Annotated in this window: 22 protein-coding genes; 5 read left to right on the top strand and 17 right to left on the bottom strand. The window is 62.4% G+C overall.

Annotated features, from left to right (window positions below):
- Positions 1-379: 379 nt before the first annotated feature.
- Positions 380-808, bottom strand: coding sequence for a hypothetical protein (locus AC0NIL_RS32510; protein ID WP_473542051.1), 429 nt, complete (start codon positions 806-808; stop codon positions 380-382).
- 122 nt (positions 809-930) lie between these two features.
- The gene (locus AC0NIL_RS32505; protein ID WP_245460986.1) at positions 931-1161 is read right to left on the bottom strand and encodes an ATP-dependent DNA ligase; all 231 of its coding nucleotides are present in this window, start codon (positions 1159-1161) and stop codon (positions 931-933) included.
- Between the two features lie 450 nt (positions 1162-1611).
- Here AC0NIL_RS32505 and AC0NIL_RS32500 point away from each other — a divergent pair, with 450 nt between their 5' ends.
- Together AC0NIL_RS32500 and AC0NIL_RS32495 are read left to right on the top strand one after the other, a co-directional pair.
- The gene (locus tag AC0NIL_RS32500; RefSeq protein ID WP_473573601.1) at positions 1612-3801 is read left to right on the top strand and encodes a serine hydrolase; all 2190 of its coding nucleotides are present in this window, start codon (positions 1612-1614) and stop codon (positions 3799-3801) included.
- 109 nt (positions 3802-3910) lie between these two features.
- Positions 3911-5626: a ShlB/FhaC/HecB family hemolysin secretion/activation protein gene (locus AC0NIL_RS32495; RefSeq protein WP_473573600.1), complete on the top strand. Its 1716-nt coding sequence runs from the start codon at positions 3911-3913 to the stop codon at positions 5624-5626.
- A gap of 27 nt (positions 5627-5653) precedes the next feature.
- Here the strand turns inward: AC0NIL_RS32495 and ampH (AC0NIL_RS32490) are convergent, their stop codons facing one another.
- The 12 genes from ampH (AC0NIL_RS32490) to AC0NIL_RS32435 all read right to left on the bottom strand — a co-directional run bounded on the left by ampH (AC0NIL_RS32490) (position 5654) and on the right by AC0NIL_RS32435 (position 19082).
- A complete protein-coding gene (gene ampH / locus AC0NIL_RS32490; RefSeq protein WP_473573599.1) occupies positions 5654-6811 on the bottom strand; it encodes a D-alanyl-D-alanine-carboxypeptidase/endopeptidase AmpH in 1158 nt (385 codons plus the stop codon).
- Positions 6812-6856: 45 nt separating this feature from the next.
- A complete protein-coding gene (gene ampH, locus AC0NIL_RS32485; protein WP_064994128.1) occupies positions 6857-8005 on the bottom strand; it encodes a D-alanyl-D-alanine-carboxypeptidase/endopeptidase AmpH in 1149 nt (382 codons plus the stop codon).
- A 61-nt stretch (positions 8006-8066) separates the two neighbouring features.
- Complete coding sequence (locus tag AC0NIL_RS32480) at positions 8067-9239, bottom strand: M23 family metallopeptidase (protein WP_013525221.1); 1173 nt, start codon at positions 9237-9239, stop codon at positions 8067-8069.
- Positions 9240-9859: 620 nt separating this feature from the next.
- Positions 9860-10090 carry a hypothetical protein gene (locus AC0NIL_RS32475; RefSeq protein WP_027161998.1) on the bottom strand — a complete coding sequence of 77 codons (231 nt, stop codon included), beginning with the start codon at positions 10088-10090 and terminating at the stop codon, positions 9860-9862.
- A 239-nt stretch (positions 10091-10329) separates the two neighbouring features.
- Positions 10330-11406, bottom strand: coding sequence for an ABC transporter ATP-binding protein (locus AC0NIL_RS32470; protein ID WP_128369260.1), 1077 nt, complete (start codon positions 11404-11406; stop codon positions 10330-10332).
- Entirely contained in the window at positions 11403-12203 is an 801-nt protein-coding gene (locus AC0NIL_RS32465; protein WP_027161997.1) for an ABC transporter permease, read from the bottom strand. Before AC0NIL_RS32465 ends, AC0NIL_RS32470 begins: the two co-directional genes overlap by 4 nt.
- Before the next feature lies 1 nt (position 12204).
- Complete coding sequence (locus AC0NIL_RS32460) at positions 12205-13065, bottom strand: ABC transporter permease (protein WP_473573598.1); 861 nt, start codon at positions 13063-13065, stop codon at positions 12205-12207.
- A gap of 59 nt (positions 13066-13124) precedes the next feature.
- Positions 13125-14129 (bottom strand): ABC transporter substrate-binding protein, encoded by a 1005-nt coding sequence (locus tag AC0NIL_RS32455; RefSeq protein ID WP_127367630.1) that lies wholly within the window; start codon positions 14127-14129, stop codon positions 13125-13127.
- Between the two features lie 59 nt (positions 14130-14188).
- Complete coding sequence (locus AC0NIL_RS32450; protein WP_127415724.1) at positions 14189-15658, bottom strand: aldehyde dehydrogenase; 1470 nt, start codon at positions 15656-15658, stop codon at positions 14189-14191.
- 10 nt (positions 15659-15668) lie between these two features.
- Entirely contained in the window at positions 15669-16706 is a 1038-nt protein-coding gene (locus tag AC0NIL_RS32445; RefSeq protein ID WP_013525214.1) for an LLM class flavin-dependent oxidoreductase, read from the bottom strand.
- On the bottom strand, positions 16703-18502 hold the full coding sequence (locus tag AC0NIL_RS32440; protein ID WP_473542037.1) for an alpha/beta fold hydrolase: 1800 nt from the start codon (positions 18500-18502) through the stop codon (positions 16703-16705). Before AC0NIL_RS32440 ends, AC0NIL_RS32445 begins: the two co-directional genes overlap by 4 nt.
- Positions 18495-19082 carry an amino acid synthesis family protein gene (locus tag AC0NIL_RS32435; protein WP_027161992.1) on the bottom strand — a complete coding sequence of 196 codons (588 nt, stop codon included), beginning with the start codon at positions 19080-19082 and terminating at the stop codon, positions 18495-18497. Before AC0NIL_RS32435 ends, AC0NIL_RS32440 begins: the two co-directional genes overlap by 8 nt.
- Positions 19083-19215: 133 nt before the next feature.
- Here AC0NIL_RS32435 and AC0NIL_RS32430 point away from each other — a divergent pair, with 133 nt between their 5' ends.
- Positions 19216-19887, top strand: a complete 672-nt coding sequence (locus tag AC0NIL_RS32430; RefSeq protein WP_013525211.1) for a GntR family transcriptional regulator — start codon at positions 19216-19218, stop codon at positions 19885-19887.
- 490 nt (positions 19888-20377) lie between these two features.
- Here the strand turns inward: AC0NIL_RS32430 and AC0NIL_RS32425 are convergent, their stop codons facing one another.
- The 3 genes from AC0NIL_RS32425 to AC0NIL_RS32415 form a co-directional block, all read right to left on the bottom strand.
- The gene (locus tag AC0NIL_RS32425) at positions 20378-21568 is read right to left on the bottom strand and encodes an ROK family transcriptional regulator (protein ID WP_064994965.1); all 1191 of its coding nucleotides are present in this window, start codon (positions 21566-21568) and stop codon (positions 20378-20380) included.
- Between the two features lie 141 nt (positions 21569-21709).
- Positions 21710-22732 (bottom strand): SIS domain-containing protein, encoded by a 1023-nt coding sequence (locus tag AC0NIL_RS32420; RefSeq protein WP_275954841.1) that lies wholly within the window; start codon positions 22730-22732, stop codon positions 21710-21712.
- Positions 22733-23656 carry a BadF/BadG/BcrA/BcrD ATPase family protein gene (locus AC0NIL_RS32415; RefSeq protein ID WP_473573597.1) on the bottom strand — a complete coding sequence of 308 codons (924 nt, stop codon included), beginning with the start codon at positions 23654-23656 and terminating at the stop codon, positions 22733-22735.
- Positions 23657-23793: 137 nt separating this feature from the next.
- On the opposite strand from AC0NIL_RS32415, the gene AC0NIL_RS32410 reads away from it, so the two are divergent.
- Both AC0NIL_RS32410 and AC0NIL_RS32405 read left to right on the top strand, forming a co-directional pair.
- On the top strand, positions 23794-25044 hold the full coding sequence (locus tag AC0NIL_RS32410) for an extracellular solute-binding protein (protein ID WP_473573596.1): 1251 nt from the start codon (positions 23794-23796) through the stop codon (positions 25042-25044).
- 1 nt (position 25045) lies between these two features.
- The gene (locus AC0NIL_RS32405) at positions 25046-25981 is read left to right on the top strand and encodes a carbohydrate ABC transporter permease (protein WP_027161988.1); all 936 of its coding nucleotides are present in this window, start codon (positions 25046-25048) and stop codon (positions 25979-25981) included.
- Positions 25982-26016: the final 35 nt, after the last annotated feature.

Here is a 26016-nt window from a genome sequence, read left to right as displayed (position 1 = left end):
GAGTTTAAGTAGTTCGGCGTTGGCCCGCTCTGCAGTGCGGCGCGCTTCCAGAAGCTCTCGTTCATAGCGGCGGCGGTCGGACGCATTGAAGACGGTGATGCGGATGAACCGCAGATTGCCCGATTCGCCTCGCCGCTCCGCGGGCGTTGACGAGGACAGGAAGGGTCGATTCATCCGCGCAGACCAGGTCCAGCGCGACCTCGCTGAAAAATGCTTGCATCCGCATCAGCGGAGCAAGTGGGTTTCATAGTAGATTTTGCCCGCGATGTTCAGGTAATCCTGAAACCACCTGAGCAACGATAGCTAGCGTTGCCAGATCGCCTGCCGGTTTAGCGGTCGCCTAATACGGCTCATGTCTTGCCTGGTCGGTGCCTTGGGTTCAGCCAAGGATCAGTTGAGCAAGTACCATAGTGAGAGCCATCGATACCGGAACGGCTATAAGGCAACACGTCTCAATGATCCTGTTTTCTCGCTTATCCATCTTCGTCACCTCCCGATTTTCGTTCTCATTTTGACGTCTACAGCCAGCCGTGAGAAGCGGTTCCAGGCGGTGGCCGTCAGAGATGCCGCCGCTGCTGCATATTAGCAACACCTTGTCGAACCCTCGGCTGCCGAGCATTAGTCCTCCTCGCAGCGGCGAAGCGTGGCGCCCGCAACCCTGCATGATGTCTTCGAAGATCGGGCCGATCTCTTCATCGATCTCTTGGCCCGGAATGCCCTGGCTCGCGCTGCCCGTTTTGCGTCCACAGCCATATCGATCACCATCCGATATCCAATGGGAGAGAAAATCGCTTCCCCGCTTGCTCATTCTTCCCGAAAGTCCTGCAGCCATGCATGGCAAGAGTCTGCCTCGCCACGCACATGCTTCACGCTTCATGCCTTTTGGCGCCGATCAGGCGTGGCTTTGATGCCAGCCCCTCCAGACCGGCTTCATCGATCAGGTGATGGATTGGCCTCGCTGGGCAGCGCCTGGCTGAATTGAATGCGGATGTTGGCGGGGATCACGCTTTCAAGGATCTCACGCCGTTTCTCCAGTGCCATGTCGCGCAGGTCATGACCGTTGAGGTGCAGCAGGTCGAAGGCGACAAAGTAGAGGTCGTGCTGCCGTCGTGTGATCGCCTTGCGCAGCTCGGCGAAGTCAGACAGGCCGGCATCGTTCAACACAGCCGCACTTTCGCGACGCCAAGTGACTCCACTTGGCTGCAAATGCGCGCTGGTCGCCGAAGGTGCGTAAGCGCACCCCTTGATAGGGGATCGGAATTCCGCATGTCAGGGTCTGCTCCAATCGGAGACCGCACGGCTCAACCATTCGCCGGAAAGGACTGTTTCTCGCCGATACGAGCTCGTAAACATGGCTCGCTCCGAGTTCACGTCGGACAAGCGGAAGCTCTCGGCGCTGAAGTTGCAGGCTGCCGCGGCGATAGCGGCGTTTCTGACAAAGATTCGCCAGATCAGAATCGAGTTCACCTTCCGTCATCCACTCTTTGGATGATATGGAAAAGGTGCTCGGGAGACGAGAATGTCGGTTAAGGAGGCGAACTGACATTCGCCGAAGATCGGAGGATGCATGTCGAAGACCGATGCAGTCGACGCATGCGGTGAAGTCGCCAAATGATAGACGGTTGTTTCAGGCCGGGGATGGGCGGTTGGCTTGGCATTGCGCTCCTGGCCCTCTTGCCTTCCGGTCCGGCCTTCGCTTTTGAAAGCCCGGATGAAGTTAGCGCAGCGAATCCCCTGAAATGCGGAGCACCTGACGATTATTCCGGGTCGAGCGAATGGGTCAGCAACTTCAGCATCAGCGACAAGCGTCAACCCGTCGGTCCGGTCTTTCAGCAAACACGAAGCAACGTTCTTGATCGTAGGGTTGCGCTTCTACAGAGCGTACTCACGGACAAATTTGTTTACGCCTCAGCGATTGATGGAGTGTTTGGTTCGCAGACAGCAAGCGCTGTGAAGTCCTTCCAGAGCACATATGGAATGCCCGTTGACGGCACAGTGGGGATGCAGACCGGTAGTGCACTCGGGCTGCCGTTTTGGGAAGCGAACAAGGCGCGCAGTCTAGCCCCGCCATTTCGCGACAATGCGAAATATCCTGAAGGTACTGAATTCAACTTCAGAAGTCTGGTCGGGATCGGCAATTTCTTTAGCAGCCTGCCGGACGCTGACTATAGTTCCTCAAATGCGCTTACTCGGAGGGCCCTTCGAACAAACAATCCCGGCGCCATAAACATCTCGAAATGGCAGCGAGACAGCATGAGAGGATATGTGGGTTGCACTCTGCCAGACCGGTACGGCAACCAAACTGCCATTTATGAAACCCCAGAGTATGGTGTAGCTGCTTGGGGTTTTCTCCTCCGCAAGATCTATTTCCACGGAAACAAGTCTAAGGTCACCGTCGGCGACATTGTGGATAAGTATAGAGGCGACAATTCCCGCGATCCTTACATTGATGGATATAAAAAATATTCGGATGGCAAATTGGTCGAAGATTATGAAGTCGACCTGTATAGCAATCGCGAACTCGCGATGCTAGCCATTGCCGCCTACTCGCACGAACTCGGCTCCTGGTATCCTCTCACGGACAAACAGCTTCTGGCAGGCTTTTCAATTACCGATGATTATATTGACTCGGGCGTCAATGACGAGGTCATCGTGTCTTCTGAAGAGATGAATCCGGATCTCTATGTAAAACATCCTGATAGCGAAGGCCCGGCACGCTCGACCGGCTTAACCGCGGCTCAGTTGAGAACGGCCGATGCAAAGGTCCAGGCCGGCCTACAGGAACTCCTCGATGCAGAGGATGGACCTCCCGGCGCGATCGCCACGCTCTACCGCGACGGTCGCATGACCGTACTCACAGCGGGGCGCGCCGATGACATATCGGGTGAGGCGCTGGGGGTCGACCAATATATGCGCATCGCCAGCATCTCAAAAGCATTCAACGGGGCCATTGCCCTGCACCTCGTCCAGAAGGGCCGGCTCGGCCTCGACGACTCCATCGGCCAGCACCTGCCTGATCTGCCGGCGGCATGGTCGGCCGTCACGGTCCGCCAGATGCTGAACCACACCAGCGGCCTGCCCGACTACTTGCAGTCCAAGGGCTTGGCCGAGCAGGTCGCGACAAATCCTCAAGGTTACGTGCAGCCCATTGAGATCATCGGCTGGGTCCGCAACGACCCGCTCGAGTTTACGCCCGGCACCCAGTATACCTACTCCAACACGGACAACGTCGTCGTCGGGCTGATCGCCGAGGCGGTCACAGGAATGCCCTACGGGACGCTGCTGAAGAACATCGCGTTTGGTCCTGCCGCCCTCGCCCGGACGAGTTTCCCCACGCGCGACATCGCGCTGCCTGGGCCCGCCATCCACGGCTATGTCGTCGCGCCCGGATCCGAGCCGAAAGATGTCACGACCTTCGTCAGCCCGAGCGGTGCGTGGGCGTCGGGCGCGATCGTGTCGACGCCTGATGATTTGTCGATGTTCATACGGGCAGATCTCGGACTGAAGTTCTTCGGCGCTGCCGAGCAGATTGAACAGATGAAGTTCGTGGCCGGCAATTCCAGTCCGCCCGGACCCGGGACGAACGAGGCCGGTCTCGGACTGTTCCGCTACACCACGCCGTGCGGTGTCGTTTATGGCCACACCGGCAGTTTCCCGGGCTACACGCAGTGGGCGGCGTCAACCGCCGACGGGACGCGCTCGGTCACCACCACGCTGAACATCGCTGAGCCGGCTGGCGCGTTGCTCGACCGCTTGCGGGAGGTTCAGGCTCAGGCGGTCTGCGCTTTGTTGGGGCACTGACGGGTGTGCATCGCGGGATGACGGACCCCGACATATTTGCTAATTTGCTAAACCAAGTTTCGAATAACCGTTGATTTTCCCTGCCACGACATGTCAGCGAGTTTGATTGATGCCTCTTCGCAAGGCGCTGTCCCACTGGTTCGACGCAGTACGTCGCGTGTCCATCAGTCTTGCAACCAGTGCCTTCATGGTCGGACCGAGCCTTAGCCAGACGATCCCCGAGCGGATCGATTCGGTGGTTTCGGATCAGAACGAGATCATCCGACGCTATTCCGCTCCGAGGAAGCCCGGCACGATTGACCTGTCAGTTCCGGATGCACGCAAGGCAACGAGCTCGGAACAAGCCGAAAAAACAATGTTTACCTTGAGGTCGATAACCGTTCGAGGCGCGGTGACGGTGCCCAGCGCTACGCTGGAGCAAGCGTGGGCCGCGCAGCGGAACAAAAAGATAAGCGCCGCCGACCTTTACGCGATCGCCGAGCGGATCGACGAGATCTACCAGAAGGCCGGATATTTCTCGTGGGCCGTCGTTCCCGAGCAGGACTTTTCATCCGGCAACGTCGTCATCGTTCTCTACGAATCCTATGTGCGCCGGGTCACCATCAACAGCGCCATCCCTGATATTGAGCGGCGTTTGAAACCTTACATCGATCGCATCGTCGCCATGCGGCCAATCCGGATCAAGGAGGCCGAGCGCGTGCTGTTGCTGATGAGCGATCTTGGCGGCCTGACCATCGAAGGCACTTTCATTCGGCCCGAAACGCCCTCGGCCGGCGGTGATCTGAAACTCAACATTGGCTTCAAGCGGGCCGGCGCAAACGCACTAGTCGACAATCTCGGCAGCAATGCCGTCGGCCCATTTCAGCTGACCGGCACCGGCACCTTCAACGATGCGCTTAGGCTGTTCGATGTGGCGAACATCGCCCTGGTGACCATTCCGGACAGTCCCGAGGAGTTGAAGTTCGTGCTGGCTTCGCACGATGTCCCGATCGGGTATGACGGACTGCATGTAGGCTATAGCATCGGTTATGTCTCTTCCCAGCCGGGCGCCGACCTCAAGCCTCTCGATCTCGACATAGCCTCTAGGTTCGGCAGCGCGTATGCCAACTACCCACTGCTGCGGACAATTGACCACAGCCTGTTTAGCCGCCTTGAATTGAACTTCAAGGACAACTCGCTGGCGTTGGGCGGCGAAACGCAGACGGATGAGGACCTCCGATGGCTGGCGGCCTCCCTTAAGTATACCGGTGAGTTGGAAAACGGCGCCATCACGCTGACAGGTACTTTCGGCCAAGGCCTCGACGGCTTTGGCGCGAGCAGCAGCACCGATCCGCTTGCACCGCGTCCAGGCGTTCCTGATGACTACAGGTATTTTCGGGGCGACCTCGACCTTACCAAGGAGATCGCTTCGCTGGCCGTCGCCCACCTCAGAGTGGCTGCGCAATATGCGCCGACGGCGGTGCCATCGTCGGTCCAGTTGGTGCTCGGCGGCGATCCCTATGGCCTGGCTTTCGATGGCTCGGCCGCTTCAGGCGATAGCGGGATAGCGGCCTCGCTGGAATTGGGACGCAACATCGAACTCCCGGAGGCTTTGCCGATCCCAAATCTGAACGTGTTTGCTTATGTCGATTACGGTGCGGTCTGGAACCACGATACGGGCGTGGATTACATTGAGGCGGAACTCGGCTCGGCCGGAATAGGTGCAAAGGCTGCATTTGGGCAACACCTCAATGCAAGGGCGCTTGTTGCGGTACCGTTCAGAGATAACCGAGGTCTGACTGATACCGGCACGCGTTTTTTGTTCCAGCTAATCAGCTCGTATTAGGTGGCGGAGCTCCCGCCTGAACTGCCCTTATCTTGGCGCAAGTTGCGCGACGAGATCATTCGTTGCTGCGACCATCGCCTTGAACCCGCCGACACTGAACTGATTGATCGAGGCGAAGACACCGACACCGCGCGTTGGCGCCAACACCACATAACTGAACTGCCCCTGCAATCCGCCGGTCTTGTTGAGCATCATGGGCTTGTCCTTGTCGGCCAGAACTCCGACCCAGCCAAGCGTCATCATTCCCATCGCCCCCGCATCGTCGATGCCGATTACCGGCGAGAGACCGTCGCGCCAGAGCCAGCCCGCATGGTCGACGGTACGCTCCGCATCGCCGGCCGCATCCTTGCGAAGGTGCCAGGCCATGAACTTCATCATGTCGGCGGCGGAGGTGTAGAGCCCGCCCGCGCATCCGATCGTTTCCGGCGAAGGAACGAGGGGCAACGGTGTGCCGTCGAAGAAATGGCCCTGCATGGTCCGCGCCGCATCGCCTTCCGCCAGGTTGAGCTTGGTGTCGGCCAGTTGGCGGGGCGTGAGCACCCGCTCGGCCAGCAGATCGCCATAGGACTTGCCACCGGCATTGGCCAGCGCGAGGCCGAGCAGATCGTAACCCCAGTTCGAGTAAAAGGCACCCGTGCCGGGAGGGAAAAGATAGGGTTCTGGCTTCGCAAGCTCAGCGCGGCTGAGGTCGAAGGTATTGCCGGCGAACGGGTCGTCCGGCGTGCCGCCTGTCTGGTTCGGTACCTCGCGCGGCAGGCCGGATGCCTGCGTCACCAGATCGATGAGCCTCGGCGTTCGTCCTTCGAGCCCAGGCACGGTCCAGTCCTTCCCGAGGTGTTTGGCAAGGGGATCGGTCGCGCCGATGACGCCATCCACAATCATCGAGCCCATCAGATCGCCGCAGAAGGTCTTGGAGATCGAGGCTATCCGCATCAGCGTATGTTCGTCGGGCACCTGCCCCGAGCCCTTGCGGATTTCGCCGAAGCCAGCGAAGGCCGTCTCGCCGTTGCGAACCGCGGCGATCACGAGGCCAGGAGCGCCCGAGCCCAGGAAGGCGATGCCGCCGGCAAATCCCACGGCTTCCTCAAGCAGACGATCTTTGGCGGCGGCGACGTGAGGAGCCGCAAGGACGCAGGCTGCCGTGAAGCAGAGGATGAGCAAGCGCCTGTGGCCTGAACCGGTCATTGGAATGTCCTCGACGAGAAATCTGATTGTGAGACGAGAGCGCAGTCAGCGGGGCGCGAGCTGATAGATCAGTTCGTTTACTGCGTGCACCATTGCTTCAAAGCCCCCGGCGTTGAACTGGTTGATCGCCGCGAAGACGCCGACGCCGCGCGTCGGCGCGATGGCAACATATGTAAACATGCCTTGTCGCCCTCCGGATTTGTGAAGCACCAGCGGACGGTTGCCGTCAGCCTCTACCACAACCCAACCGAGTGCCATCGCATCCATCGGCGCGCCACCGTCGTCGAGGCCCAGCGCCGGAGAGAGCCCATCCCTCCTGACTAGGCTGGCGTGGTCGATAATGCGGCGTGCATCGTCCTCGGAGCCGCCTTGAGCCAAGTGCCAGGCGATCCACTTCAGCATATCGTTGGGCGTCGTATAAAGCCCCGAGGCGCATTCCATCGTCATCGGTGTCGGCACGAAGGGAAGCGGCGTGCCGTCGAAATTGTGGCCCTGCATCAGCCGGCCCTCGTCACCAGGTCGCGGATTGAAGACCGTGTCCACCATGCCGCGTGGCCGCAACACGCGCTCCTCCAAGACGGTAGCGTACGGCTTGCCAGCCGCTCCGCTGATCGCCAGTCCCAGGAGGTCGAAGCCCAGGTTCGAATAGAGCGCGCCAGTTCCGGGAGGAAACAGAAACGGCTCCCCGTGCATGGCTGCGATCATCGCTTCCTTTGTGTGGCCGGCGTAGGGATCGTTGGGTGTTCCACCTGCCTGGGCCATCTCGCGCGGCAGGCCGGATGTCTGTGTCGCGAGGTCGATGATCCTTAGGGTCCGCCCATCCTTCTCCGGCACCACGAAACCGTCAGGCAGGTGCGTCTGAACAGGGTCAGTCAGGCCGATCTCTCCTTTTACCAACAAACTGGCGAGAGCGTCTCCGCAAAATGCCTTCGAAATGGATGCCACTCGCATCATTGTGTCGGCATTCGGCTCTATGCCGGATCCGCGGACCGTTTCGCCGAAACCGGCAAACGCCGTCTCGCCGTTGCGAACGCCGGCGATCACCAGGCCCGGCGCGCCTGAACTCACAAAAGCGAATGTACCGGTGAATTCGACCGCTTCGTCCAGCAGCCGATCGGCGTTTGCAGGACTTGCGCAGGTAAGGACGGCAGCGGCAAGGAAAAGACGTAAGGGTATTGTGCGGGTGGCGGTCATCGGCTTCGAGCTCACCATTTCGGAAATCAGGGCGGACTGTCCACTGCCTTTTACAAGGCGATCACTGTGGCCAGTCAACAACAGAGAGGTCAAGCGGCAGCACGTCTTCCAGTTTCTGGGGCGGGACGCGCGGCGTAAGCGTCATCGGCGATCCGGTCGCTTCCGCCATGTCAAAATCCTCGGTGGCCTCGCCGACGGCGGTGATGGTAAAGCTGTCGAACACGTAGGGGAGGCCGTCCGAGGCCAACGGAGAAGCGCTGTCCATGACATGCAGGTGCAAATGCGGCGCTTGACTGTTCCCGGTATTGCCGACTTCGCCAATCTGATCGCCGCGCTGCACCTTGTCTCCGAGCTTCACCTTAATGCTCCCCGGCCGCATGTGGGCGTAGTTGACGAACAAGCCCGAGCCGATGTCGAGCACGACGAAGTTTCCGTCGGCCTCGTCAATCGGCAAGTTGGCGGGCAGCGCACCGGGCACTTGGTCCTGCAAGTCGTCGCGCGTCCCGACCACGGTGCCGTCGGCAACGGCAAGGATAGGCTTGCCATAGATGTGGTAGTTCGCAGGAACCTTAAGGTCGCCCACGACCAGCGTGTTGTTGTCGTCGATTTGCTCCCAGTCGATAGCGAAACGTTGGGCAAGGTAGAACTTGCCGTCGAGCGACAGCAGGGCGCGGACATGGCGGATGGAATCGCAGCAGCCGTCAGCCGCGACATAACCCTTGCCGCGCAAAGGCGGCCCAAGAGCCACCGGTGCCTTCGCAACGACGGCACCCTCGCCAATCGTCACCGTCATGTCGGCGCCGATGACCGCGAAAAACGCCGTGATCTCGTGGGTAATGCGAGCCGGAACCGCCGCCCCGTCCGCAAGCACGACATGCAGAAAGATGACGGCGAACTGATAGGCGGCCAACTCGCGGTTTTCGTTGCCGCGGCTTGCGCCCGGCGTGACGCGCGTGCGCAATTCATCCGGGCCGAGTTCTGCAAGCGGTGCTCCGCTGTCGGCATCGACGACCTTGAGCTTCTCGAAACGGACATCGCCGCCAGTGATATTCGTCACTGCCAGTTCGTAGACGATGTGACGCCTGCCGTCCGAGCCTGGAATCACATGCGGGGGAGCGATGATCTCCGCAACGAGTGGCGTGAGCTTCGGATTGTCGCTGGCAGCGTGCACCCCGGATGGAAATGTTGCCAACAACAGCACAAAGGTCGAAAGGAGCCAAATTGGAACCCGCATTCGAACGCGCCTCCTCTGCACACGCTGACTTTGCGACGCGAGGGTACGACAATGAAGGCCGGGAGCCAAGGTGGCGTGCGGCACAGGAAGATTCGCCGAACCTGGCGCAACCGCGGCCTCAAGTGTTATCGTTTGCATGTCTGGTTTACGGGAACTTTGCGGGCCTCTGATGACAGTTCAAATCAGCCGGCCACCACAGCCAGGGGACAGGATGTGATTCTGTCGTCCCTGCTTGCGAGTACATTTAACAGACGAACTCGGTAGCAGCGGTGAATTGGCGGTAGCCCTCTACCGACTCGAACCCGCATAAATGCTTGGATCAAGGTTGCACCACAGCGGATCCAAAACACCCCGACCTCCTCCAGAGGGCCCGCATCTCGACGGGAGCCGCAAGAGAGAAAGTTCGAAAAGCTTCTAGGAAACCCAAGCAGACTGAACGGCGCTGCGGACAATGAGGTTTACGAATACACCGGCGAACATTCGCATTGGGGCGGTCAATATCGTCGGCAGAAGAGCGTCCGAAAGGGCTACCGGCGGCTCCCTCGTAGGAACGAAAAAAGAAGAGAAGCAGAACTTTCTTGTGCGTTTTTTGCACACAATGTTCCGTAACCTGATTATATTCAGGTATGCAAGACGCCAATGTCATCCTCGACCAGATGTAGGTTGACGCTGCTCAGCTCCGAGGTCGCGCGTGCGCCCTGGTCCTTGAGCAAATGCGCGAGCTGAGCGACGATGCAGTCGCGGCGTCTCACGACGTCCAGCTGTTCGCGGCGATCCTCCACCTGCATAAACGCCTCGGCCGATCGCAGCAAGAGCGGCCACCGCACGCGCTCGGGGTAGAGGTGCCGCATGCATAACGCGCAGGCCAGGGACACTGGTCGGCGGGTGTTAAGGGACTGCAGACCAGCAGGCGTGCGATGGCAACCGCACAGCTTTCCAGCCAGAGGCGTCTGACCCTCTCGCTAAGCCGTAAGCAACTTTGTTTGGCAGATAAGGGGCCTGAAGCGGACTGACAGCTTCTAAGCGCGCATTTTCACAAGTGGACTTTCTTTCCGCAACGGAATCGCTTTGACATGCGCAATCCCGGCCATCAGGCCGGGAACAGGAACGCCGAAGCGGGATCGAAAAAGATGCGCTGACCTGATCTGGCGGTGCCATCGCCCACCTCTGCGTCAGAGGTTGGCCTGACGTCGATCTCATCTCCGCCGGCCGTGCGTGCCACGACCCGCCGTCGGTCGCCGAAGAAGGCGGTATCGACGATCTCGACGGCGAGTGCCACGCTTGTCGGCGTAGGCGTCAAGCGGAAGGCTTCCGGGCGCACCATCAGCCGGACGTTCTGGCCTTGGCCGAACGACGTTGTCGCCTTGACGCCGGTCACGATCGAGCCGCCGGCCAGGCGGATCGTCGATGCGCCATCTGCGGTTTGCAAATGCTCAGCCGGCAGGAAATTCGAGTTGCCGATGAAGCCGGCGACGAACTCGCTCGCCGGCCGGAGGTAAAGATCCTCGCCAGTACCGATCTGTTCGATGCGGCCTTCCCTGAACAGAGCGATGCGATCCGAAAGATGCAGCGCCTCCTCCTGGTCGTGCGTGACATAGAGGATGGTGACGCCGGTCTCGCGGTGGATGCGGCGGATCTCGGCCTGGATTTCCTGGCGCAGCTTCTTGTCGAGCGCCGACAGCGGCTCGTCCATCAGCAGGATCGGCGGGTCGTAGGCGAGCGCGCGGGCAAGCGCCACGCGCTGCTGCTGGCCGCCCGACAGCGCGCCCGGATGGCGGTCGGCGAAGTTTTCGAGGCGCACCAGCGCCAGCATGTCGGCGACCTTGCGCTTGATCTCGCCATCCGGTCGGCGGCGCACGCGCAGCGGAAAGGCGACATTCTCGGCGACACTCAGATGCGGAAATAGCGTGTAGCGCTGGAAGACCATGCCGATGTTGCGCTTGTGCGACGGCACCGAAAGCAGCGACCTGTCCTCCAGGAGCACATCGCCCGAGCTCGGATCCTGGAAACCGGCGATGGCGTAGAGTGTCGTCGACTTACCGGAACCCGACGGGCCAAGGAACGTCAGGAACTCCCCCTTGGGCACATCGATGGTGACGTCATGGACGGCGACGAAGGCGCCGAACGTCTTTCTCACCGCGCGTATGGACAGGAATGGCCGGGTCATCTTGACATTTTCCTGCGAAGGAGTGCGGTCACGATCATCAGGCACAAGGTCAGGCCGACAAGCAGGCTGGAGGCGGCGGCGACGACCGGGCTGAGGTCGGCGCGCAGGCTGCCCCAGATCTTGACCGGCAAGGTCTGCAAGGTCGGGCTTGCCATGAAGATCGCCACCACGACCTCGTCCCATGAGGCCAGGAAAGAGAAGATCGCCGCGGAGAAGATGCCGATCCTGATCGACGGCAAGGTGATCCTCAACCGTGCCTGCAGCGGGCTGGCGCCGCAGACTATGGCCGCGTCCTCGATGGATTTGTCGAAACCCTCTAGCGCCGCAGTGATCGGGATAATGGCGAAAGGCAGCGCCAGGATGGTGTGGGCGATGACGAAGCCGACCGTGGTGCCGGCAAGGCCGATGCGCAGGAAGAAGGCGTAGATGGCGATGGCGAACACGACGACCGGCAGCACCATCGGCATCAACAGCAAGCCGCGCAGGACCTGGCGTCCGCGAAACTCACCCCTGACCAGGCTGAAGGAGGCGAACAGGCCGATGACGACGGCGAGGATGGCGGCCATGGCGGCAATCCGGACACTGGTCAGCGCGGCATCGATCCAGGTCGGATCAGCCAGCAACTGCTGGTACCATTTCAGCGTCCAGCCCGGCGGCGGGAAGGCGAGCCAGCGCGACGAGCCGAACGACAGGAGCACGATGAAGACCACCGGCAGCAACAGGAAAGCCGCCACTGCCGCTGTGAAGCCGACAAGTGCCACGCGCAGCCATCCGAGCCGGTCATAGTCGAGCAGCATGTCAGAGCCCTCCGCCGGCGCGCCTGGCGCCGACCAGGCGAAGCTGGATCGCGTAGAGCGCCATGGTGACGACAAGCAGGACGAAGGCGGCCGCACTTCCAAGCCCCCAGTTGAGCAGCGACTGCACCGTCTGGGCGATCATCTCGGCCAGCATCATGTTCGATGTGCCGCCAAGCAGGGCAGGCGTGACGAAGTAGCCAAGCGACATGACGAAGACCATCAGCCCTCCGGCGGCGATGCCGGGAAGCGACAGCGGCAAAAGGATGCGGCGGAAGGCCTCGGACGGGCTTGCGCCGCAAAGGGCGGCCGCGCGCAGCGTCATAGGGTCGATGGCGCGTAAAGTGCCGACCAGCGGCAGGATCATGAAGGGCAGCATGATGTACACCATGCCGATGGTGACCCCGGCGAGGTTGTTGATGAGCGGCAGCGGCTCATGGATGATGCCCAACCCCATCAGCGCCCTGTTGATGACGCCGGTGCGTTGCAGCAGCACCATCCACGCATAGGTGCGGGTGAGAAGGTTCGTCCACATCGACAGAATGATGATGCCGAAGACGATCGAGCCCGGGGCCGGCGGCATGATCGCCAGCATCCAGGCAACAGGGAAAGCCACCAGGATGGTGACGGCTGTGACGACCGATGCGACCAGGAAGGTGTTGAGGAACACCCGCACATAGGTGTCGCTGCCGAACAGCGCCGCGTAGTTCTGCAAGCCGGGTTCGGGATCGGTGACGCTGCGCAGCAGCAGGGCAACCACCGGCACGATGAAGAACAGGCCAACCAGAAGCAGGGCCGGCAAGGCGCTGCCGCTGCCGGCTGGCAGGCCGGCAACCGAGCCGCGTCTGAAAGAACTTCCCTGCATCGAGCGGTCCTGTCTCAAAACGGGGCGCGCAAGCTGCGCCCCGTCGGTCTGCAACGGTGTTACTTGGTCTGCCAGGCATACCAGCGCGCGGCGATCTCGTCGCGATGCTCGGCCCAGTAGTTCATGTCGAGGTTGATCTGGCCGTCGACATGGGCATCAGGCAGGGCCTTGACGGCATCGGCGGGCATCTCCGCCTTGGCCTTGGTGTTGATGGGCGCATAGCCGCTTGCCTCGGCGAATTTCGCCTGGCCGGTCGGGCTGGTGGCGGCGGCGAGGAACTTCATCGCGCTGTCCTTGTTCTTGGCGCCCTTCGGCACGACGAGCACGTCGGCGGCGGTGAGGTTCTGCTTCCAGGCGACGCCGACGTCGGTGCCATCCTGCTGGAGGGCGAAGACACGCCCGTTCCACAACTGACCGAAGGCAGCCTCGCCGGAGGCAATCAGCTGCTGTGATTCAGCGCCGCCGCCCCACCAGACGATATCGGATTTGATGGTGTCGAGTTTCTTGAAGGCACGATCGAGATCAAGCGGATAAAGCTTGTCCGCCGGCACGCCGTCGGCCAGCAAAGCGATCTCGATGACGCCCGGCGCCGACCATTTGTAGAAGGTCCGCTTTCCGGGAAACTTCTTGGTGTCGAACATGTCGGCCCAGCCGGTCGGTTCGCCCGAGACGGCGCCCTTGTTCCAGGCGAGCACGAAGGAGTAGTAGAAGCTGCCGACGGCATGCTCATTGCTGAAACGCGGGTCAAGATCGGCCTTGGGCACGACCGCATAGTCGATCGGCTCCAGCAGCCCGTCCTTGGCGGCCTTTATGGCGAAATCCATTTCCACGTCGACGACATCCCAGGTGACATTGCCGGCGTCGACCATGGCCTTGAGCTTGCCATAGTCGGTCGGTCCGTCCTGCAGCACCTTGATGCCGGAGCTGGCTTCGAAGGGGGCTGCCCAGGATTTGGTCTGCGCTTCCTGCGTGGTGCCGCCCCAGCTGGTGAACGCCATCTCATCGGCCTTGGCGGCGGTTGCCGTGAGTAGCCCGGCCAGCAGGCCGGTCAAAATCAGTTTCATGTCATTCTCCTCTGTTGGTCTGTTCTTGTTTTTCTCAGTGCACCTGCGTCCCGCGGTTCTCAGCGCATGACGAAGGGATCGGGGATCGGCTCGTCCGAGGTGTTGATCCAGACGGATTTCGAGCGTGTGTAATCTCTGATGGTGTCGAGCCCACCCTCCCGGCCGAGCCCCGACAGGCCGTAGCCGCCGAAGGGAACGAGCGGCGATACGACGCGATAGGTGTTGACCCAGACGACGCCGGCACGGATGTCGCGCGCCATGCGGTGCGCCCTAGCGAGATTGCTGGTGAACACGCCTGAAGCGAGGCCGAAGGGCGTGTCGTTGGCGAGCGCCAGCGCCTGCGCTTCGGTGTCGAAGGCAAGCACGCTGAGCACTGGCCCGAACAGTTCCTCGCGCACGCAAGGCAGGTCGCTGGCGCCGGCATCGATGATGGTCGGCGCATAGTAGAAGCCGCTGCCGGCTGGCCTTGTGCCGCCGGTGACCAGCGTGCCGCCCCCGGCGACGCTTTCCGCGACAACTTTCTCGATCCAGTCGCGCTGACGCAGCGTGGCGAGCGGACCCATTTCGGTCGCCGGATCCTGCGGATCGCCGATGCGGATCGCCTCGGCCTTGCGCTTCAGGCGGGCGAGGAATTCATCCTTGACCGAACGCTCGACCAGCAGCCGCGAGCCGGCGACGCAGCTCTGGCCGGTCGCGGCAAAAATGCCGGCGACCACCGCATTGGCGGCGCTGTCGAGATCGGCGTCGGCAAAGACGACGACCGGGCTTTTGCCGCCGAGTTCCAGAGTGGTGTACGCAAGGTTCTCCGCCGTGTTCCTGACGATGGCGCGCGCCGTCGAGGGACCGCCGGTGAAGGCGACTCGCGAAACCAGCGGATGGCTGGTCAGGCGCCGGCCGCAATCATGGCCCCAACCGGTGAGGATGTTGACGACGCCTGGGGGAAAGCCAGCCTCATGAACCAGTTCGGCAAAAGCGAGCAGCGGCCCCGGGCCATCCTCGGAGGCCTTGAGCACGATGCTGCAGCCGGCGGCGAGCGCCGGACCGAGCTTGACGGCCGAGAGGAAGAGCTGCGAATTCCACGGAACCACCGCGGCAACGACACCGATCGGTTCGCGGCGGATGGTGACGTCGAGATCCGGCTTGTCGATCGGCACATGCGCGCCTTCGTGCTTGTCGGCAAGCCCGCCATAATAGCGGTAGTAGTCGCCGACATAGGCGATCTGGGCGCGGGTCTCGCGGATGATCTTGCCTGTATCGCGGGTCTCGAGCTCGGCAAGTCGCCCAGCATTGGCGGCGACGAGGTCGCCCAGCTTGACCAGCAGCTTTCCACGCGCCGTCGCGGTCATCCTACGCCATGGGCCGGAACGCAGGGCGCGGTGCGCCGCCTCGACGGCGCGGTCGACATCGGCTTCGCTCGCCGCCGGCATCCTGGCCCAGGCCGCCCCGGTCGACGGGTCGACGCTGTCGAAAGTAGCGGACGGTTCGTCGAAGCGGCCGTCGATGAAGTTCCTGAAGGGGGCGTCGGTCATGGGCTCGCGATCAAAGGAAGGCCGGCATCACCCGGTCGATGAACAGTTGCAGCGATTTTTTCTTGTGCTCGTGCGAAAGCCCGCTGTCGATCCAGATCGAATACTGGTCGTAGCCGAGTGCCTCATAGGTCTTCAGCCGGGCGATGACCTCATCGGCCTCGCCGATCACCAGGTTCTGCCTGATCTTGTCGGGCGCGTATTGCGGCATGGCCGCGATCTCGTCCGGCGTCAGCGGCTCCAATATGCCTTGATGCACTGGTTTCTTGTTCTGGAACCAGGCGCCGAACTGGCAATAGAAAGTCGACAGGTCCTGCGTCAGGCGATCGGCGTCAGCCGCGTCGTCGGCAACGAAGGTGTGCATCAAAAGCATGATTTCCGGTCGTTCGATCTCGGGATGCGCGGCGCAGGCGGCGTTGAAGCGCTGCATCAGGCTCGTCACCTCGTCATCGCCGGAAGCCAGCGGCGTTACCTGGACCTTGCATCCGTTGGCGACGGCGAAATCGTGCGAGTTCGGGTCGCGGGCCGCCACCCAGATCGGCGGGTAGGGTTTCTGCAGCGGCTTGGGCGAGGAGGTGGTGGCGGGGAATTGCCAGAACTCGCCGGAGAGTTCGAAGTCGCCGTCCCATAGGCCGCGGATCGCCGGTATGATCTCGCGCATGCGCTGGCCGGCGCCCCAGGCGTCAAGACCTGGGAAGATGCGCTGATATTCATAGCTGTAGGCGCCGCGCGCGATGCCGATGTCCAGCCGGCCACCGCTGATGACGTCAGCCATCGCCGCTTCGCCGGCAAGCTTGATCGGGTGCCAGAAGGGCGCAATCACGGTTCCGGTGCCGAGGCGGATACGGCTGGTCTTGGCGGCGAGATAGGCGATGTTGATGAAGGGATTGGGCGAGATGGTGAATTCCATGCCGTGATGCTCGCCGATCCAGGCGGTCTCGAAGCATGCCTGTTCGGCCATCAGGACCAGTTCTTCGAGCTCGGTCACAAGCTCGGAATGCGGCTTGGCCAGATCCGACCGTTCCATATGCACGAAGAGCGAGAATTTCATCCGTGGGCACCTGTATTGACGGTGGAAGCGCTGGGTCTGGCGAGCGGCCGGACCTCCCCTTCGACATCGTTGCCGACATAGACGCCGAATGCATCTACCGAGCATTCCCTGATATAGCGCGTGAGCATCGAGCGGATCGCCGGATCGGCGATCTTCAATCCTTCGATCGCGTCGATCTCGATGAGCCGAATGCCGCGATCGCTGGAAGCGGGCACGTCGAACGTGCCGCGATAGTAGACATGCGTGCGCGAAACAGGTCCGGCGTCGTCCCAGACGGCGAACAGGAAACCGAGCTGGGCCTCGATGGCCTTTGCCGCAAGCAGTCCACGCAGACTATTGCCATCGCCTGCCGAACCCAACCCTCGGCCGCGCGGCAGTTCAAAACCGTCCGTCGTTTCCACGAACAGGATCCGGCCACCATTTTCGAGGATGGCGCCGACATCGGTGCCGGGCTGGGTGGCGGCCAGCGCGTCCTGGCTGAGGCCGGGTGCAACATAGGCGCCGCGGCAATAGCCGAGCGGCTGCGCGGAATTGTGCTCGAAATCGCGGACGCGGCCGATGAGGATCGAATGATCACCGGCCTCGACCAGCCGCTCCATGTCGCAGTCAAAGGACGCGACGGAGCCGTCCAAAACGGGACTGCCGGTCCTTCCCGGCCGCCATGCTACGGCGGCGAACTTGTCGGCGGCTTTCGAGGCGAAGATGCCGGACGCTGCCTTCTGGCCCTCGTTGAGGATGTTGATGGCGAAGCTTTTCGATGTCGCGAAGACAGGATGGCCTAAGGCCTTGTGGGCGATGCAGACCAGCACCAGGGGCGGATCGAGCGACACTGAGGTGAACGAGTTGGCGGTGAAGCCGCGCGGCTCGCCTTCTGGCCCGATGGTGGTGACGATGGTGACGCCGGTGAGGAAGGATCCCAGCGCACGGCGGAACTCGCCGCTGTCGAACCCGGTATTCGCCTCAGCAGTGCCGCTTCGCTCGATCGCTTCGTCCTCCGCGAGGAAGTCAACGATATGGCGCGTGGTGAGGTCCGGCGCCGCGACCGCCATCATGTGCTTCTCGCCCGGCAGCACCGTGCAGCGGCCATGCGGCGCCAGCCGTGCCATCGCGGCCGACATTGCCGGCGAAGAGTTCCTGTCCTCGGAGCCGGTCATGAACAGGGCCGGTACGGCCAGCGTCGGCAGGCGTTCGGCATGATCGCCGTCGGCACGAGCGAACAGGCGGTAGGTGCGGGCATAGCCTTCCGGGTCGACCGCGCTCAGTGCGGATGCCGTGTTCCGCGCTGCCGCCTCCAGCTCGGTCGGCACCGGATCGCCGAACCAGCGCGCAATGGTCTGTGCCGTGCCGGCCGTATCGCTGCGCCCGTTGAGCGCCACCGCGCGCTGGCGAACGGCTTCGGCCAGTTCAGGTGGCCGCCGGAACACGGCATTCAGGGAAACGATGCGGCGGACGCGCTCCGGTGCGCGCAGGGCCAACTCCTGGGCAACGAGCGCACCCATCGAATGGCCGACGACGGACACCCGGTCGAGGCCAAGATGGTCGAGCAGGCGAATGGCCTGGTCGGCGTAGTCGGCCAGTTCCGGGTGCTGCGGCGGCAGTGGCGACTGGCCGTGGCCGAGCATGTCGATCGCGATGACGTCGAAGCTGTCGGCCATGCGTTCGAACTGCGGCTGCCAGATCGCGGCGTTCATGCCGACGCCGTGGATGAACAGCACCGGCGTGCCAGCGCCGGCACGGATGAAGCAGGTGCCATCGAACGTTGTGCCCTGTCGCGCCCAGGTGGAAGCGTCAGCCATGCACGTCCCCAAGCTCCTTGAGGTCCTGATAGCGATCGCCGATACGATGATGCGGGCGACCGCCGATCGACGCACCAAGCGCCACCACCAGTTCGTCCGGCGCCGGCGCATCGCCGATCTGGAAATGCACGGTCAGGTAATGCGAGCGCCGTCCTTCGTCATTCTTGTCCATCAGTGGGATCATGATCGGCGTGTTCGGCCCGCCGCGCAGGTTGGTGAAGGCAAGATAGGTCTTGGCGCCGACGGCGCGGCGATAATGATTGCCAAAATGCAGCGTGTGGATCAGCGCCGAGGCATGCTCGATCTCGCCAGACGTGCCGCAAATGGCTGCCTTGCCATAACCCTCGATCGCGTCGCCGGAACCGGCGATGGCAATGATCTCGCGGGATAGGGTCTCTCCGAGCACAGGCGCACAGTCGCGGATCTCGGGCGACAGATCGTCGGTGAAGCCGCGTCCCGCCCAAGGGTTCGTCAGCACCGCGGCGACGCCGATCAGGCGCAGCGGCCGCGGTGCAGCCTTGCCGCCTTCGATCAGCGTGTTCTCGGTATAAGTCACGATCTTGCGGATGGCAGGCTGCATGGAATCCTCGGGTCGGCGATGCCAGGGACCGTCCGATCTCTGTATCATCTTATGGTATACCATGCTATGGAGCACCAAGTACCTTGTCAACCGGGCATGGAATCTGTTTTCGTGGCGGTGCAGGAGCCAAGACATGCCAGACGACACCCTTCGCATCGACCGCAGCGCCAAGACCTTGAGAACGCTGGCGCTGGAGCGCATGCGCGAAGCCATCATGGATTTCCACTTCCAGCCTGGCGAAAGGTTGGTCGAGCGGCCGCTTTGCGACCAGCTTGGCGTCAGCCGTTCCGTCGTGCGCGAGGTGCTGCGGCAACTGGAGGCCGAGGGGCTCGTGCAGATGATCCCTGGGCACGGGCCGGCCGTAGCCAGGCCGGATCTCGGCCGCACCGACGAGATCTATGAGTTGAGGGCACTGCTTGAAGGCATTGCGGCACGCGCCTGCGCCCTGTCGGCCACCGGCGAGCAACTGGCAACGCTCGAACGCGCGCTGGCGGACTTGTTCGGGGCATGGGCGTCGGCGACGCCGCCGGCAGTGATGCGGGCGACGACGAAATTCTACGAGGCGCTGTTCGAGGCCGCCGACAAGCGTGTCGCCTGGGAAATCGTCAGCGGGCTGAATGTCCGAATCAATCAGCTTCGTTCGATGACCATTCTTTCGGAGAACCGCCGCGAGCCTGCGATCAGCGAGATGAACGAGATCATGGACGCGATAAGGTCGCGCAAGCCCGATGAGGCGGAAGCGGCGGCACGGCGACATGTCGAATCGGCTTGGCAGATCGCTCGAGATAAACTTCGCCTGGTCTAGATCCCGGTGAGTTCAGCCTATCCAACCCGTCGAAGGGCCTTGAAGAAAGTGTCTGCTTCCGGGCAATTGAAAAATGCAACTTTACGACTGAGATGGGGCGCAAAGCTGCCGTCCGCCTTCGAGCCTGGAACTGGATGCCCACTCGATCGTTTAAATAGCATAATTTCTCATGAGGAGGAGCGCATCGAGCGAGCGCTCGACCGCGTTGCGGAGATCATCGTCGCGCCTAGTGACCAAGGCGAGGAATGGCTTCCTTTATACGACCACCTAGAACGAGCGATGCAGGATCTTCAGGCGAAGGAAAAAGTCTCGTCGCAGTACGTGGGCGCGCCAAACGAGCGCAGGGCCGAGCGAAAGCACGTTCCCGAACACCGCAAGAAACGAAATCCATATGGCCCAGTCTCTCTCGTCCGTCAGGCGCTTCTTTGGCGCGATGAGCGCCAGCAATGCTCAGTGACGACGAGGTATTGTCCTCCACGATACACCACCTCTAAGGCTCCACGTTTGACGTTGGGGGCAGCACCACAGCCGGGTGGCGCCCTTCGCGCAGCATCAGCCCGAGAGTGTAATCAACCGCCAGCTTCACGGCACCCAGCGCGGTCCCGTCGTCCCCCAGGGAACTGACGGCGATCCGTGTCGGCCACGCAAGCTCTGCCGCGACACGCTCGACGTTTTCCGTCATCAGCGGGTTTCTGCCGACACCGCCGCCAAGCACGATCAGGCCAGGGTCGAGTATGCCGATACAGCCAGCGGCCAGCCTGCCGATATCGGCGGCATGACGCGCGACAGCCGCCACCGCCGGTGCTGAGCCCTCCAGAGCACGCGCGAACAGATCCTTGGCCGAGTCGGGCGGCGCGCCTTCCCCAGCGGGCCAGTCGACACGGCAGCGCTCTATTAGCGCCCGAGAGCCGAGATAATGTTCGAGCCCTTCACGATAGGGCGTCTCGCTGGCCGACCATGGAAACGGCATGCGGCCGATTTCGCCGGCCGCACCACCGGCGCCGCGAAACAAACGCCCCTCGGTGATGAAGCCGAGGCCAACCCGCACGCCGACCTGCAGAAAGGCGAAGGTCTGGTGGCCTTGCGCGGCACCAAAATGCATCTCGCCAATGGCCGCGCAGTTGACGTTGTTTTCCAGGACGATCGGCACCTCGATGCTGCGCCGCAGCAGGCCAAGCACGGCGGACGGCCCCCCGGGCCGGTCGAAACGATCATTGGAGACGATGCGCGGCACCGCCACCGCAATGGCGCGCAGCGCGCGAAAACTCTTGGCCACCTTGGCCATTGTGGCACGAGCGACCGACAGCACGACGGCGCCGACCGCGTCGGCATCGCCGGCTATCGTTTCCGGGATCGGTTCTTCCACCGACGCCAGCTTCTGCGCATCCATCGAATAGGCGACGGCGCGCACCTGGGCGGCGCCGACATCGATGCCGATCGCGTAGCCGGCACCTGGACCGATGCCGTAGATCGTCGCCGTGCGGCCAATGGCGCCGCGCTCAATCCCACGCGAGGCGACGAGGCCGAGCGCGCTCAGCTCCGACACCGCCGCCGACATGGTAGGCTTCGACAGGTCGAGCATGGCGCCGAGCTTTGGCCGCGTCACCGGCCCGTGCGAGGCAAGCAGGCGCAGCACCGCCCGGGCGCTGTCGGTCAGATTGGGGATTTCCGCAGCCGCCATCTCAGCCGTTCGACCTTTGCCTGAAATCCTGTCTCCGGTCGGCGAAAGCGCATTCGCTGCCCCGACTCGAAAGCCATATCCTGTCCTCAATGCCTCATTGCTGACCGGTTTGGCAATTTCCGCGATGTCCGGACAAGGACGTCAGACTTCGGTCGGCGACCACGGCTTCAGCTTGGTATCGGTCTGGCGGTAGCGGAACACGATGTCGGTGAGGCCGGCCGCGTCCTGCATGTCGCCGACAATGAGCTGGATGGCGATGATCTCCAGTATGGCATCAGCGATGGCGTTGCCGAGCGCGGGAATCGAGATCACCACCAGCCTGTCGGCTGGAGCGACATCGCTGCGCCGCGTCACCAGCACCGAGGGGCAGCCCAGCGCCGCAAGATCCTGCGCGATCTTCACCTCGCGACCGTCGCCGATGGCGATCAGTCCGGTCGCCGCATCCTGCGATTCCATCGGCCCGTGCAGATAGTTCAGCGTGTCCCATCCCGATGCCGGCACCCGCACCGCCTCGCGTATCAGCATCGCCGCCTCGCCGGCATTGGCGAAGCCGACACCGGCGCCGACGATGTCGATGGATGTTCTGCCCTGCAGCAGCCGGGCCGCCTGCCCGGCAGCGCTTTGCGCACCGGAAAGGACGGTGGCGGCTGCAGGTGACAAAGTCGTCCAGTCGAATCTGTTGCCGGCGAGCCTGTCGATCAGCATGCCGAGCGCCAGCAAGGTCCCGGTATAGCCGGTGGAGCTTGCGCCATTGTCGGCGCCAGAATCCGTGGCAAGCACAGCACCAGTCAGATCAGCCAGCGGATTGCCGCTGCCACGGCAGACCGCCAGGCGCGGCGCGCCCGACGCCTCGCGCATGACGTCGTAGATTTCGCGGCTCTGCCCGGAGGCCGACAGCGCGATGAACGCATCGGCGGCTGCATCCGTCCGGCCATAGAGATCGGTCGGCGTATAGGCAAAAGCCTTGATACCGGAGGCGCGCAGATAAAGCGCACCGGCCAGCGCCGCCTGATAGCTGGCGCCGATGCCGGCAAGCCCGATCGTCTTGCCGGCAAAAGCGCCGAGATCGAGGTCGTCAAGCGACGAGGCCACCGAACGCCGGCCGATTTCGAGACTTTCCGTCTGGCGCGCCACCGCCGGGCGATAGCCGATACGCTTCATCATTCAAACCGCTCCAATTCCCGAAGATTGGCCCTGACCGACCAGCAGTCGTCTCGCCAAGGCGACCGCACCCAGCACCGGCGGGTCGCGCAGCAGCAGCACCTGGCTCGACGGCGAGACCTTTGCCATGGCCTCGACGAATGCCGTCATCAACATCGGCTGCTCCGAGATGACCCCGCCGCCAGCCACGACAAGGGCGGGATTGGCGCCGCGTTCGATCAAGAGTTCGACCAATGCGGCCAACCCTGCCCCGCCTTCGCTGATAACACGGATAGCCAGAGCCGAGCCGGCGATCGCCGCGTCGAATACGGCATTGGCATAGCGGCCCCAGACCGCGGCACCACGCGTTTCGTTGAGCAGGATGCCAAGCTTGGTCTGGTCGTCTGTACCCAGTTCGCGCATCAGCCCGGCAATCAGCGGGTCACCATCCTGGCCCCGGTCGAGGCTGTGCCGGATTGCTTTCGCCGCCTCGCGCACCAATGCCGGCGCGCTGCCCTCGTCGCCAAGGATCCAGCCCCAGCCACCGGCTGCCAGCATCTTGCCATCGGCCGTGCGTGCCACCGCGATCGAGCCTGTGCCGGAGACGACGCCGATGCCGTCGATATAGCCAGCGGCAGGAACCATCAGCTCGGCATCGTTGACCACCTGCACCGCACCACCGGTCCTGCTTGCCAGCAGCGCCTGGAAGTGAAGGCATTGTTCACCCGTGTCGCAGCCATGCGCGCCAACGGCCAGCACAGCGGGCGCGACCCCGCCGCACAATCCCGCGACGATCCCAGCCAGTGTCTCGGCATCAGTCTCCATCTGGCGAATGCGCCAGCTCTCCGTCACCAGCACCTCGTCGGCGATGCGCTCGCCCTGGCACGCCATGATGCGCGTCTTGGTGCCGCCTATATCCACGCCTGCAATGATTTTCTGGGTCACCATATCCACCGCGCAAGCCGGGCTGCCGCGTCCAATCCACATTAGTTAGGAAACTTTACAAACTATCTTTCCAGACGGCAAGAACTATGATTTGATAATCGTCGTAAAAAGCGCATCAAGCGCGATTGGGAGATTGCAACATGAGCAGGAGAAGGATTGGGCTGGCCCTCGCGGCCGCGTCTTTCGCATGGGGATTGGCAGCCAGCGTGGCGCATGCCACCGACATCTCGTTCTGGACCTGGCGCCAGGAAGACAAGGCCGCCTACAACGAACTTTTCGCCGATTTCACCAAGGCCAACCCGGACATCCATGTGAAGTTCGAGTCCTTCCCGGACGAGAACTATCCGACCATCGTCTCGACGGCCCTGGCCGCGGGCAAGGGTGGCGACGTCATCCACACCCACGCCTATGGCTGGCTCGAGCAGTTCGTGAAGGCCGGCTATTTTGAACCACAGGATCTGACCACGGTGCCTTCGCTCGCCAACCAGCCCGCCGATGCGCTGGTGGCCGGCACCTATCGCGCCGACAAGAAGGTCTATTCGCTGCCCTTCGCTTCGCAGACGCTCGGCCTGTTCATCAACAAGGACGTCTTCGCCAAGACCGGGTTGACCCCGCCGACCACATGGGATGAGTTCATAACCGTCAGCAAGGCGCTGAAGGACAAGGGTATTTATCCCCTCGCCAACGGCATGGGCACAAGCTGGTTCAACGAGATGTTCGTCGCCATCTTCACCAACCCGTTCCTCGGCCAGGATTTCGTCAGCGACCTGACGTTGGGCAAGACCACCTTCAAGGACCCGCGCTATGTCGCCGCACTCGGCAAGCTGCTCGAATTGCGCGACTACATGCCGCCCGGCTTCGAAGGCATCGACTATGACACCGCCGGCCAGCTGTTCATCAGCGGCAAAGCGGCGATGCTTGCCGGCGGCAGCTTCGACATCGCCAGCTATCGCACCCAGAACCCGGCCATCAACATGGACTTCGTCGCCCCGCCAGTGGCCAAGGCCGGCGATACGCCGCAGGTGACCAAGTTTTTCGACGGCGGCTATGCGGTCAACGCCAAGTCGGCCAACAAGGAGGCCGCGCTCAAGCTGGTCAACTGGATGGGCACAAAGGAGTTCGGCGACAAGTTCTCCGCTCTGCTCGGCAACATCTCGCCGATCAAGGGCGTCGTCATCAAGGACGAGCTTCTCGCCCATGTCGCCAAGTTGAACGAAACCGCCATGCCGCATATCAATGTCGTCTACTTCCGTTTCGAGAAACCGACGGGATCGGAGCTGCTGCAGGGCGACATCACCAAGATGATGTCGGGTTCGATCACCCCGGACCAGCTGGCCGCCGACCTGACCAACGGCCTCGCCAAATGGTACAAGCCTTTCCAGGGCAAGTGACATGAACAGCGGCCGGCGCCACACCACAAAAGCCTTTCCGTGGCGCCGGTCACTCTGGATCGCGTCCCTGCTGACACCGGCCTTGGTGGTCATGGTGCTGTTCGTGCTCTGGCCGCTGCTCTCAGCCTTCCGCCTTGCCTTCTATGAGTTCAACGGCTTGCAGCCGACCGGATTCATCGGCTTCGAAAACTTCCGCAAGGTGCTGTTTGAACAGCCTTACAGCGACTGGACCTGGAATGCGCTGAAGCACAACATCATCGCCTTCGTGGCGCTGATGGTGTTCGAGAACGGCACCGCTTTCCTGCTCGCCTATGCCTTGCTGAAGGCGCTGCCCGGCCACCGTATCCACCAGGTCATCGTCTTTCTTCCGGTCGTGCTGTCGGCGGTCATCGTCGGCTTCCTGTGGAAACTGTTCCTGCATCCGCTGTTCGGCCTGGTGAACCAGACGCTGGCGCTGGTCGGCATCGGCGCCATACCGTGGCTCGGCAACGAACACACCGCACTCGGCAGCGTCCTGTTCGCCAACGTCTGGCACTGGCTCGGCTTCCCCACCCTGGTGCTGCTGGCCGGCATGCAGCGCGTCAGCAAGGAAGTCATCGAGGCTGCCCGTCTCGACGGCGCCGGCGACTATGTGCTGATGACCAGGATTATCTGGCCGCTGATTGCGCCGAGCGTCACCATCGTCACCATCCTGACCTTCATCGGCAGCTTCAACTGGTTCGAAATCCCCTATGTCATGGCTGGCCTCACCGGTTCGCCCGGCGGCGCGACAGATGTGCTCGGCCTCTATTTCTACCGCACCGCCTTCGGTTCGACGACGACCGGGATCCAGGATTTCGGCCAGGGCAGCGCGCTGGCCGTGATGATGTTCATCATCGTTGCAGGCGTCACTGCAATCGCGCTTCGCTACCTGCGCCGTCGCGAGATCGAGCTGTGAGCGCGACAGCCCGCACCGGGCAACCCGCCGAGTTG

The organism is Mesorhizobium sp. WSM1343 (genome assembly GCF_055901535.1).
This window is presented reverse-complemented; position numbering and strand designations above follow the sequence as displayed.

Bases quoted from the DNA above. Each gene is read 5' to 3' on its own strand.
- AC0NIL_RS32455 (WP_127367630.1), bottom strand. From the start codon at position 14,129: ATGAAACTGATTTTGACCGGCCTGCTGGCCGGGCTACTCACGGCAACC.
- AC0NIL_RS32445 (WP_013525214.1), bottom strand. From the start codon at position 16,706: ATGAAATTCTCGCTCTTCGTGCATATGGAACGGTCGGATCTGGCCAAG.
- AC0NIL_RS32450 (WP_127415724.1), bottom strand. From the start codon at position 15,658: ATGACCGACGCCCCCTTCAGGAACTTCATCGACGGCCGCTTCGACGAA.
- AC0NIL_RS32465 (WP_027161997.1), bottom strand. From the start codon at position 12,203: ATGCTGCTCGACTATGACCGGCTCGGATGGCTGCGCGTGGCACTTGTC.
- ampH (WP_064994128.1), bottom strand. From the start codon at position 8,005: ATGACCGCCACCCGCACAATACCCTTACGTCTTTTCCTTGCCGCTGCC.
- AC0NIL_RS32500 (WP_473573601.1), top strand. From the start codon at position 1,612: ATGATAGACGGTTGTTTCAGGCCGGGGATGGGCGGTTGGCTTGGCATT.
- AC0NIL_RS32410 (WP_473573596.1), top strand. From the start codon at position 23,794: ATGAGCAGGAGAAGGATTGGGCTGGCCCTCGCGGCCGCGTCTTTCGCA.
- AC0NIL_RS32480 (WP_013525221.1), bottom strand. From the start codon at position 9,239: ATGCGGGTTCCAATTTGGCTCCTTTCGACCTTTGTGCTGTTGTTGGCA.
- AC0NIL_RS32510 (WP_473542051.1), bottom strand. From the start codon at position 808: ATGAGCAAGCGGGGAAGCGATTTTCTCTCCCATTGGATATCGGATGGT.
- AC0NIL_RS32430 (WP_013525211.1), top strand. From the start codon at position 19,216: ATGCCAGACGACACCCTTCGCATCGACCGCAGCGCCAAGACCTTGAGA.
- AC0NIL_RS32405 (WP_027161988.1), top strand. From the start codon at position 25,046: ATGAACAGCGGCCGGCGCCACACCACAAAAGCCTTTCCGTGGCGCCGG.
- AC0NIL_RS32495 (WP_473573600.1), top strand. From the start codon at position 3,911: ATGCCTCTTCGCAAGGCGCTGTCCCACTGGTTCGACGCAGTACGTCGC.
- AC0NIL_RS32460 (WP_473573598.1), bottom strand. From the start codon at position 13,065: ATGCAGGGAAGTTCTTTCAGACGCGGCTCGGTTGCCGGCCTGCCAGCC.
- ampH (WP_473573599.1), bottom strand. From the start codon at position 6,811: ATGACCGGTTCAGGCCACAGGCGCTTGCTCATCCTCTGCTTCACGGCA.
- AC0NIL_RS32420 (WP_275954841.1), bottom strand. From the start codon at position 22,732: ATGATGAAGCGTATCGGCTATCGCCCGGCGGTGGCGCGCCAGACGGAA.
- AC0NIL_RS32425 (WP_064994965.1), bottom strand. From the start codon at position 21,568: ATGGCGGCTGCGGAAATCCCCAATCTGACCGACAGCGCCCGGGCGGTG.
- AC0NIL_RS32415 (WP_473573597.1), bottom strand. From the start codon at position 23,656: ATGGTGACCCAGAAAATCATTGCAGGCGTGGATATAGGCGGCACCAAG.
- AC0NIL_RS32440 (WP_473542037.1), bottom strand. From the start codon at position 18,502: ATGGCTGACGCTTCCACCTGGGCGCGACAGGGCACAACGTTCGATGGC.
- AC0NIL_RS32435 (WP_027161992.1), bottom strand. From the start codon at position 19,082: ATGCAGCCTGCCATCCGCAAGATCGTGACTTATACCGAGAACACGCTG.
- AC0NIL_RS32475 (WP_027161998.1), bottom strand. From the start codon at position 10,090: ATGCGGCACCTCTACCCCGAGCGCGTGCGGTGGCCGCTCTTGCTGCGA.
- AC0NIL_RS32470 (WP_128369260.1), bottom strand. From the start codon at position 11,406: ATGACCCGGCCATTCCTGTCCATACGCGCGGTGAGAAAGACGTTCGGC.